Below are 9917 nucleotides of genomic sequence, written 5' to 3' on the forward strand. Positions count from 1 at the left end.
GGGTGCAGGGCAAAGCCCTGCTGAAAATGTGCGGCGTTTTACAAAAGCGAATGCTTAAGCATTCGCGCACGCCGCACAGATTTGTGCCCCGCAGGGGCACTCTTTGGGAGGGCGGACGCCCGACATGCACAGTTTCGCTTGTGGCAACGGTGAGGAAATTGGCAAATGCGATTGCCCTGCACGGCCATGTCCTTGCTTTGCCATTAGATGAAAAAATTGGTATAAGGAGAGGTTCACCTCTAACGGTTGCAAGGAATCCCTTTATGTTCAGCACACTCGCCCGCAAAATTTTTGGTTCCCGTAATGATCGCTACCTGCGCAAACTGCAAGGAGTCATCGATCAGATCAATAGTCTGGAAGCGGATTTGGAAAAATTAAGCGATGACGCCTTGCGCGGTCAGACCGATCTTTTCAAACGCCGCTTGCAAGAGGGAGAAACAGTCGATGACCTGCTGCCAGAAGCCTTTGCCGTAGTGCGCGAAGCCAGTAAACGTGTGCTGGGAATGCGCCACTTTGATACGCAACTGCTGGGAGGGTTGGTGCTGCATCAGGGCAAAATTGCCGAAATGCGTACCGGTGAAGGCAAAACCTTGGTAGCAACCTTGCCTCTCTATCTGAACGCCTTGACCGGTAAAGGGGTGCACCTGGTCACCGTCAACGACTATCTGGCACAACGCGATGCCGCATGGATGGGCAAGATCTATCGCTTTTTGGGAATGTCTGTCGGCGTGATCATCCACGGCCTCGACGATGATGAACGACGGGAAGCCTATAACTCCGATATTACCTATGGCACCAACAATGAGTTCGGCTTTGACTTTCTCCGCGACAACATGAAGTTTACTGTCGCAGAACTGGTGCAGCGGCCTTTGCACTATGCCATCGTCGATGAAGTGGACTCCATTCTTATCGATGAAGCGCGCACCCCGCTGATTATCTCCGGTCCTACCGAAGATAATACCGATAAATATTATCGCGTCGATCGCCTGATTCCACATCTGCAGAAACTGGTCCATTTTACAATCGATGAAAAATCACGCACTGTGGTCTTCACCGAAGAGGGCAGCGAATTGATCGAAAACCTGCTGATAGAAAAAGGGATCATCAAAAGCGGCAATCTCTATGATATTGGCAATGTGGAAACCGTGCATCATGTCAATCAGGCGCTGCGCGCCCACGCACTGTTTGAAAAAGATCGCGACTATATTGTCAAAGATGGCGAAGTGGTGATCATTGATGAATTTACCGGTCGCATGATGCCCGGTCGCCGCTATTCCGATGGCCTGCACCAAGCCCTGGAAGCCAAAGAACATGTGATCATCCAAAATGAGTCACAAACCCTGGCCTCCATCACCTTCCAAAATCTTTTTCGCCTCTATAACAAGCTGGCCGGCATGACCGGTACTGCTGATACCGAAGCTTCTGAATTTGAATCGATCTACCGCTTGGAAGTCATCATCCTGCCCACCCATCGCCCGATGATTCGCATCGATCATGATGATGTGGTCTACCGTACCCACGAAGAAAAATTGGTCGCCATTATCGAAGAGGTGCGTGACTGCTTTGAGCGGGGTCAACCGGTGCTGGTGGGCACCATCTCCATCGAAAAATCAGAAGAGCTTTCCAAACGGCTGCGCAAAGAGAAGATTCAGCACACCGTATTGAATGCCAAATATCATGAAAAAGAGGCGGAAATCGTCGCCCAAGCCGGACGTAAAGGAGCAGTCACCATCGCTACCAATATGGCCGGACGCGGTACCGATATTCAACTGGGCGGCAACCCCGATATGCGTATCGCCCGGGAAATCGCCGAAAATGTGCCTGAGGAGGAGCGTCCGGCACTGGAAGCCGCCATCCGTGCCGAATGCGCTGCAGAAAAAGCAGAGGTCATCGCGCTGGGCGGACTGCATATCCTCAGCAGTGAACGTCATGAAGCCAGACGTATCGACAATCAACTGCGTGGTCGTTCCGGTCGCCAAGGGGATCCCGGTTCCAGCCGCTTCTACCTGTCGCTGCAGGATGATTTAATGCGTATCTTCGGCTCCGAGCGCATGGATGGCATGCTGCAAAAGCTTGGTCTCCAGGAGGGCGAAGCAATTATCCATCCCTGGATCAACCGCGCCATCGAATCCGCCCAGAAAAAGGTGGAGGGACGCAACTTTGATATTCGCAAAAACCTGCTCAAATATGACGATGTCATGAATGAGCAGCGCAAAGTGGTCTACGAGCAACGTCTGGAGATCATGCAGCAGGAGGATCTGGCCGATTATATCGAAAGCATTCGTGAAGAGCTGTTGGATGCTCTGGTCGCCGAATCAGTCCCTGAGACCGCCTTGCCAGAAGATTGGCAATTGGATCTCCTGCAGGCCAATCTGTTGCGGCAGTTTGGTGTGCATATCAACGGGATGGCAGCCTGGCGCGATGAAGATGGGGTCACCAGTCACATCATCCTGGAACGGGCCCGTCAAGCGATGCAAACCCATATCCAAGAGCGTGAGGAGCGCCTTGGCGCTACTCTGATGCGCTATCTGGAAAAAAGCATTCTGTTGCAGGTATTGGATTCACTCTGGAAAGAGCATTTGTTGAATATGGATCATCTGAAAGAGGGGATCCATCTGCGCGGCTATGCCCAAAAAGATCCGCTTAATGAATATAAACGTGAGGCTTTTCAACTCTTTGACGGCATGTTAAACCGGATTAAAGAGGAGGTGGTGGAGATCCTCTGCCGTATTGAGGTCTCCCGTCAGGAAGAGGTAGAGGAGTTGGAAGCCGAGCGGGCAGCCCAGCGCGATAAAAAGCTCTCCATGCACCATCCCAGTTATCAGGAAGAGGATGAAGAAGGAAGCCCCGGAGAGAGCGATTCACGCACTCCTTACCGTCGTGAAGGGGAAAAAGTGGGCCGTAACGCACCTTGTCCTTGCGGCAGTGGCAAAAAATATAAACAATGTTGCGGACAATTGGCCTGAGAGCGGCTGCAGACATCGTCACAAACAGGCCCTCCGTTCCGGCATGGGCTGAAAAACGACGAAAGATCATGCAATTGGGCAAAAATCAGTGCATGCGCAACGCCTATGGAGGGGAACACTGTAGGTGGATTAACAAGCTCTAAGTGATTTGCAGGAGCCAAACCATGAAAGCAAAGGGGGCTGCCAGCTCTACCCTGCCAAAAGAAAAAGTGACCGACAGTGCTGCCAGTGCAACCAACAAGGAGCCTATTGTGCAACCGCTGCGAGGGGTAGATGAGGACAACCTGGTCACCATTCAGGTGACTCCAGGAGTGGTGTGGCTACAAATCCCCGACGCTGGTTTGTATATCTTGTGTGGTTCTCCCAGCGAGGTAGTCAAGCATTTGGTTTTGCGCGGGTTGATCCAAACCGTTACCCGTGCCGGTGTGACCTACGAGACCGGGCCCAACGCCATTCTGTTGTCCGATTCGCTGGTGCAAAATGGTGGCTTTGCCAATTTGACCGAGTTTCCGGTACTGCAGATGCTCTATCGCCAGGGCATGATTATTCCCGGACATCCCAATAATACAGGAATCAAACCGCTATTGATTGGTTCAGCGGTGCAGGTTCGCGCCCAGATGGAATATATCTATCGTGGCAACTATGGACTGATCAGCAAAGAGGAGATTCTGGCCTGCGGTATTGAGGAAGAACTGGCCGAATTGATGATGCGAGTCAAACTCAAATTTGCGTTTGGCAAGATCCGTCATCCCTCCGAATTGTTGGACGCTCTGGAGGTGGGTGAGGAAGAGAAAACGATCCGCAACGGAGTCACGGTGCAACGGGTTGGTTTTAATCGCTACCGTTTTGCCTTTCGCGGTCGTGATGTCGATGTCGATATGAACCTGCCCCCCAACACCAACTATTTACCCTCCTATGCCTTAGGCTACCATCGCATCCAACAGCCCTATTATGCGGTATTGCATCGTGGGGAAGGAGATGGCTGGGATCCGCATCGCCCCAGCATGGCCAGTGTCATTATGCTGCAAGGCCGTATCTACCTGATTGATGCGGCACCGGGAGTGTTTCATACCTTGAGTGCCTTGGGCATCAACATCAGCGAGGTCGAGGGAATTTTTCACACCCATGGACATGATGACCATTTTGCTGGTTTACCCGCCCTGCTGCATTCGGGAAAGCGATTAAAATATTATGCCACACCGTTGGTACGGGCAGCGGTGGTCAAAAAATTTGCTGCTTTGGTCTCGATGGATGAGCAGCAATTTGGACAGTTTTTTGATATTCGTGATTTGCAGTTTGATCGCTGGAACACCTTTGATGGTTTGGATGTGATGCCGATCTACTCTCCGCATCCGACCGAGACCAATATTCTCCTTTTTCGCACCATGGATAATGATGGCTATAAAAGCTATGCCCATTGGGCAGATATCGCCTCGTTTCATGTGCTGGACAAAATGGTCGGTGAGGGAGCAGAGGATCTGCCGGCTGCGTTTGTTGCCAAAATAAAAGAGCAATATTTGATCAAGGCCGACATCAAAAAGATCGACATTGATGGGGGATTGATTCACGGCAAGGCAGAAGATTTTCGCAATGATCCCTCCGTGCGCTTGATTCTTTCGCACACCGATCGGCCTTTGACTCTGGAAGAGATGAAAATCGGTTCCGAGACCTCTTTTGGAGCCATGGATATATTAATTCCTGGCTATCAGGATTATCTCTATCCACGCGCTTTTCGCTATCTGCATGAATTTTTTCCTGAAGTCGATGTTGCGCAAATTCGCATGCTGCTCAACTCACCGATTATCGAATATAACGTCGGCACGATTATTCATCGTTCCGACGAGCACAAACACAGTATTGATATGGTGGTTTCAGGAACGGTGGCCTATTTGGAATCGACCTTTGGGGTACGCAATCATCTCTCTTTTGGCTCCTTGATTGGGGTCAATCTTTTTTTTGGCAAACAAAAGGTATTTGAGGGCACCTATCGGGCCTTATCCCATTGCAGTATCATGCGTTTTTCCTACACCCTCTTTCGTGCTTTTCTGGAAAACAATGGCATATTGCACAAGGTAGAGGTGATTCTGGACAAGGTTGATTTTTTGCGCAAAACCTGGTTGTTTGGCGAGCAGACCTCGTTTGTTTCCTTGGGAGGAATTGCCCGCGAGATGACCCCAGAGCATTATGAGGCCGAAGAGGAGTTGCCACTGCCCGAACATCCCGTATTGTGGCTGGTCGCCCAGGGTGCGGTACAGATCTGCAATCCCCAGGGCAGGGTATTGGAGGTTGTGCGTGGGGGGGGATTTTTTGGTGAATCACTCTTTTTTGAGCCGAACCCTGCGTGGCATTTTCGCACCGAACAGGCCACCTCCCTCTTCAGGGTGCATAAAAAAGATCTGCTCGACATTCCCATAGTCCATTGGAAAATGCTGGAAATCTTCGTCAAGCGGAAGAGTTTGTGATATAAAACAGATCCATGCCAACAAGCAGGCAACTGCCACTTCTGGAGGTCAATTTACTGTTGTGGCGGTGCATCTGCCCCAAATCCAATTCCGCCAACAAAAGCGGATCCAAAAAACCGCGCAACAGGTCGGAGACCATCTCCGGGTGGGAAAACAGACGATGGTAAAGCGAATCGGCTGAATAATTGCTATCAGACATGTTTGTTTGCCGTCACTATTTTGCGTTATTGGGCTCGATCAGGAATGAAAAAAAGATATTCATTCTCCTGTCCAGCACGGTACACACATGCGCACAAAAGCGAAATACAGTAACCACTGAGAACAAAAAAAATTCCTGGGAAGAGCAACTCTCCCCAGGAATCCCCTACTGCACCAACAGCGCCAAGACCTATTTGAGAACCTTCAACTCCACACGACGGTTCTCGGCACGACCAGCCTCATTGGCATTGCTGGCGACCGGCTTCTCCAAACCATAACCATTGGCTGTCAAGCGCTTCTTGTCCACACCCTGGCTGATAAAATAGTTCATCACTGTATTGGCGCGCGCCAACGACAGCTTTTTGTTGTAGGGCGCCTTGCCCACATTATCGGTGTGACCCTGAATCTCCACTTTCAGATTGGGATTTTTCTGCAACACCACCAGGGTCTCACGCAAGCCACTGGCATCTTTCGACTCAATCTGCGCGCTATTGGTACGGAAGTTCAGATTTTTCACTACCCAACAGCCCACCTTGTTGACCGGTGCTCCCTTCGGCGTACCAGGGCATTGATCCAAATCATCTGTTACCCCATCGCCATCTTCATCACCAGGCGGCTGTTTGGCAGGCGGAGGAGGCGGAGGAGGCGGAGGTGCGGCTGGTTGGCCTTCCGGTTTACAAAAATAACATTGCGTACCGGCTACTCCCAAGCCTGTCCGTCCATCATTGGGATGCCATTGCGTAAATCCACCAAAGCTCCACTGCCCAGGGGGGGCTGCTTCCACTGTCGATACTGCCCACAACGCCGCAACACCCATCATCACTGCTATCTTGGTGACTTTCATCGGGATTTCGATTCCTTTATCTTGAAAGGTTAACACAAAAATTAAAGACCTTACCCGGTGACCGCCAAATATACGTTCACCCGTAATGCCAAGAAAACGCACCACTACCCCTCTCGGAGCCATTAACCTTTCCCATTCTATCCATCCTCTTTCCAGCACGCAATCATTTTTTGCTTGCCAGATCTGCCAGCTTCACCGCACAATCCATTTTTACCTGTTCATTTCCCTCTCTCTGATGCGCATGACTGCCATGTCAGTTGAACCGACAACACCCTCTGCTCCCCCCCGGCCCCACCTGCCTGGCTATCTCAGCGCACCCATGCAGCGCACTGCCGGTGGCATGGGGCGCTTCTCCTATATGTCTGGCAATCTTGTCTCCGGCTTTTTTCATACCTCAGCCGGTCGTTACCAATATCTGCTCAAACACTCCATCCAACAGATCTATTTCACCACGCTGCAAAGCTGGCAGCTTGTCTTTTTTATCGGTCTGGCCCTCGGCATCCTGATGGTTGTCCCCATGGTCTCTCTCGGCTTTACCGATATTGATATGCTCAGTTCACTGATCTCCAAAGTGCTCTTCCAACAGCTTATCCCTTTTCTCACGGCCATTGTCGCCATCGGTCGCTCCGGGACCGCCATCACCTCGGAAATTGCCAGCATGCAAAGCCAACAGGCTATCGATATGTTGCTGCTGCAAGGAATCGATCCCCATCATCTGCTGGTGCAACCACGGGTCATCGGCATGATTCTCTCCATGTTGCTCTTGACCACCTGGATGATTGCCGGAGCGATCCTTGGTGCCAGCTCCATCGTCCTCATGGTTGATGATGCCGGCTGGTTGCAGGTGATGCGGGCCTGCGCCTCCATGCTCACCCTGAAAGAGTGGGGACTGACTGCCTTGATGATGCTCTGGTTTGGCATGGCCATCGGCACCATCCATTGCTATTACGGCTTCCAATCCGCCAACGCCGTACAAACCGCCATGAACCTGCCCAAAGCCTTTGTCCGCTCCTTCCTCAGTTGCCTGTTGGTCATCACCCTCTTCTCCCTGGTGCGCTATGGCTGAGCCTCTCTTGCAACTGAAAGAGATCATCCTGCCCTTTCCCGAACCACCACCGGCCATCAATCTGCTTATCCATCCTGGTGAGATCTGGTTGATCGACGGCGCCGCCAAATCGGGCAAGACCACCCTGTTCAAAGTCCTCTCCGGCTTGATCCAGCCGCGCAGTGGCACTATCAGCCTCTTTAATACCAACCTGCGCACCTGCAGCGCCCGTTCCCTGGCCCGCCTGCGCCAGCGCATGGGCATCCTCCTGGAAGGCGATGGCCTTATCCCCTCCTGGAGTATCTTTGACAACCTTGCCCTCCCCTGGCGCTATCATGATCTGTTGCCCGAATCGGCCCTGCAGGAGACCCTCACCACCCTTTTGCAACAGTTTGGCGAGGAAGAGGAGCTGCTCTACCGCGTTGCTGCCACCCTCACCATCGAACAACGACGACGCATGGCACTGCTGCGCGCCATGCAAAACAATCCACAACTGATTCTCCTCGATAATGATGGTGTCGCCAGCTATTTGGATCGGCTCATGCCCCCACTGCTGCCACAAATCGAGGCACAAGCCCTGGCTTTGGTGGTGCGTGGCACCCCGGCCATGGCCCGTTTTTTTCCCAAAGAGTTGTTGCGCCGGGCCACTGTGCATGCAGGAGCATTGCATATTCATGCCCTCCCTTCGTATCCTGTTATCCAGCCACTCAATCAATGACGCCGCTTACCAGCCGCAAAGGTACCTGCCATGTCTGACCTTCTCTCCTGGCGTAACCGCGACCGCCGCTTCAAACAGAGCGTCACTCTCTTTATCTTTATCAGCATGCTCCTGGTTTTGGGCATGATCTGGCTGGGTCACACCACTGACAACCCCTTTGATGCCAAATATAACCTGCACAGTGAACTGGCTCATGGCGAAACTTTGAAAATTGATACCCCAGTGACATTGGCTGGCATTTTGATCGGACGCATCACCAATCTGCAGTTTACCTCCGAAAATAAAATTCGCATCACCATCCGTGTTTTGAAAAAACATATGCAGCGTATTCGTGCCGATTCGGTGCTCACCCTGGTCAAACCGATGGTTGGCAACGCCTCTTTGGACATCAGCCTGGGCTCTCCCAGCCATGCCATTCTGCAACCGGAACAGCAGATTGCCTTTGGTCGTGGCAGTGATCTGACCGACATGTTAAGCCAACTGCCTGCCATTCTGGAGCATGTGGAGAAGGTGGCTGCCAATATCCGCAATTTGACCAGCCAGCTTTTGGAAGTGCAAGGTCCGTTTCAGCAGACGCTCTCTCAGGCCAATGCCACGCTGAGTGAAACCTCGCAATTGGGGCGCACCGTCAACCAAAAAGGGCCCAACCTGCAACACACCATCGATCACCTGGAGAGTTTGGCGCGTGATGCCTCCGGCCTGATGCAGCAGTTGCGCCAGACAACCCCACCGATGATGAACGGTCTGCAGCAGTCGGCCAACCGCAGCCTGCAACAAGTCGATCAAACTGTTGCTGAAATGCACACTCTTCTCAAGCAGTTGCACCCTCTGATTGGCCAGGTACAAGGGGTATTGCGCCATACCGACCAAATCGCGATGGATATTGCCAAAGTAACGGCTCAATTGGGACAAATCAGCCCGGAGATCCCGGTTTTGCTCTACCAAGGGCAGGAGACCATGCGCGAAGCGGAAACCTTAATGCACAATGTCAATCATTCCATTCTTTTTGGTTCTTCCACCTTAAGCGATCCCGCGCAAGGGCGTTTGAGCGAGACTCCACGCGACTTGCCGATGTTGCCGGTAGCAGCACCCTGATTGCCAGGAGATACTTATGCGCTTCTCCCCTCGTTTTTCTGTATTGCTGCTGTCGCTCTTTCTGGCTGGTTGTCTGGGAGGAGCCACCACTCCGCCATTGGCCGAAAAGGGGGAGTCCACGCGCCAAAAAGCGGCACAACTGTTCCGGGAGTGTCGCACCCAACTGGCTCTGGTCGAATATCGTAAAGTACTGCACTTGGCGCAACTGCGTGATGATCGCCCCGCCAGCGCCAATGCTCTGCTTAACATAGGAGTCATCCATCTGGTGCGCGGTGAGTTGCAGGAGTCTGCCCATGCCTTACAGCAGGGGCAAAAATTTTTTGCCGAGCTGCAGGATCGGCAGGGAGAACAACAGTGTGCCACTCATCTGGCCGCCTTGACCATCAAACGGGGTAACTGGCAGGAGGGATTAACGGCCTTGCAGGCGCTATGGCCACAACTGGGTGGCGATGAGGGGTCAGCGAGCGCGGAACGGGTACGGGTCTTGAACGGCATGGCCATCGCTTATAAAGAGTCGGGACAGCTCGCCGAGGCCAAACAGTGTTTGCACCGTGCGGAACAGGAGGCCACTGCCTTGCAGAGAGAGAGC

At 52.4% G+C, this 9917-nt stretch carries 8 protein-coding genes; 6 read left to right on the top strand and 2 right to left on the bottom strand.

What is annotated here, in order from left to right; translation table 11 throughout:
• Positions 1-263 precede the first annotated feature (263 nt).
• Together secA and EJP87_RS10365 are read left to right on the top strand one after the other, a co-directional pair.
• Positions 264-2966, top strand: coding sequence for a preprotein translocase subunit SecA (gene secA / locus EJP87_RS10360; RefSeq protein WP_130471799.1), 2703 nt, complete (start codon positions 264-266; stop codon positions 2964-2966).
• A gap of 164 nt (positions 2967-3130) precedes the next feature.
• A complete protein-coding gene (locus tag EJP87_RS10365; protein WP_130471800.1) occupies positions 3131-5428 on the top strand; it encodes an MBL fold metallo-hydrolase in 2298 nt (765 codons plus the stop codon).
• Here EJP87_RS10365 and EJP87_RS10370 read toward each other — a convergent pair.
• The gene (locus tag EJP87_RS10370) at positions 5409-5627 is read right to left on the bottom strand and encodes a hypothetical protein (RefSeq protein ID WP_130471801.1); all 219 of its coding nucleotides are present in this window, start codon (positions 5625-5627) and stop codon (positions 5409-5411) included. The genes EJP87_RS10365 and EJP87_RS10370 overlap by 20 nt on opposite strands.
• 189 nt (positions 5628-5816) lie before the next feature.
• Entirely contained in the window at positions 5817-6470 is a 654-nt protein-coding gene (locus tag EJP87_RS10375; RefSeq protein ID WP_193771287.1) for an OmpA family protein, read from the bottom strand.
• A 250-nt stretch (positions 6471-6720) separates the two neighbouring features.
• On the opposite strand from EJP87_RS10375, the gene EJP87_RS10380 reads away from it, so the two are divergent.
• The 4 genes from EJP87_RS10380 to EJP87_RS10395 all read left to right on the top strand — a co-directional run.
• On the top strand, positions 6721-7536 hold the full coding sequence (locus EJP87_RS10380) for an MlaE family ABC transporter permease (RefSeq protein ID WP_193771288.1): 816 nt from the start codon (positions 6721-6723) through the stop codon (positions 7534-7536).
• Entirely contained in the window at positions 7529-8233 is a 705-nt protein-coding gene (locus EJP87_RS10385) for an ATP-binding cassette domain-containing protein (RefSeq protein ID WP_130471804.1), read from the top strand. The genes EJP87_RS10380 and EJP87_RS10385 overlap by 8 nt, the downstream gene beginning before the upstream one ends.
• A gap of 30 nt (positions 8234-8263) precedes the next feature.
• A complete protein-coding gene (locus tag EJP87_RS10390; protein ID WP_130471805.1) occupies positions 8264-9328 on the top strand; it encodes an MlaD family protein in 1065 nt (354 codons plus the stop codon).
• A gap of 16 nt (positions 9329-9344) precedes the next feature.
• The coding region (locus EJP87_RS10395; protein ID WP_130471806.1) for a tetratricopeptide repeat protein at positions 9345-9917 on the top strand (573 nt) is incomplete at its 3' end.

This window comes from Candidatus Magnetaquicoccus inordinatus (assembly GCF_004217665.1).
In the GTDB taxonomy this organism is placed as follows: Bacteria; Pseudomonadota; Magnetococcia; order Magnetococcales; family Magnetaquicoccaceae; genus Magnetaquicoccus; species Magnetaquicoccus inordinatus.

What these genes read in the sequence shown, in the direction of transcription:
- EJP87_RS10370 (WP_130471801.1), bottom strand. Translation starts at nt 5,627, where the DNA reads ATGTCTGATAGCAATTATTCAGCCGATTCGCTTTACCATCGTCTGTTT.
- EJP87_RS10390 (WP_130471805.1), top strand. Translation starts at nt 8,264, where the DNA reads ATGTCTGACCTTCTCTCCTGGCGTAACCGCGACCGCCGCTTCAAACAG.
- EJP87_RS10380 (WP_193771288.1), top strand. Translation starts at nt 6,721, where the DNA reads ATGTCAGTTGAACCGACAACACCCTCTGCTCCCCCCCGGCCCCACCTG.
- EJP87_RS10365 (WP_130471800.1), top strand. Translation starts at nt 3,131, where the DNA reads ATGAAAGCAAAGGGGGCTGCCAGCTCTACCCTGCCAAAAGAAAAAGTG.
- EJP87_RS10385 (WP_130471804.1), top strand. Translation starts at nt 7,529, where the DNA reads ATGGCTGAGCCTCTCTTGCAACTGAAAGAGATCATCCTGCCCTTTCCC.
- secA (WP_130471799.1), top strand. Translation starts at nt 264, where the DNA reads ATGTTCAGCACACTCGCCCGCAAAATTTTTGGTTCCCGTAATGATCGC.
- EJP87_RS10375 (WP_193771287.1), bottom strand. Translation starts at nt 6,470, where the DNA reads ATGAAAGTCACCAAGATAGCAGTGATGATGGGTGTTGCGGCGTTGTGG.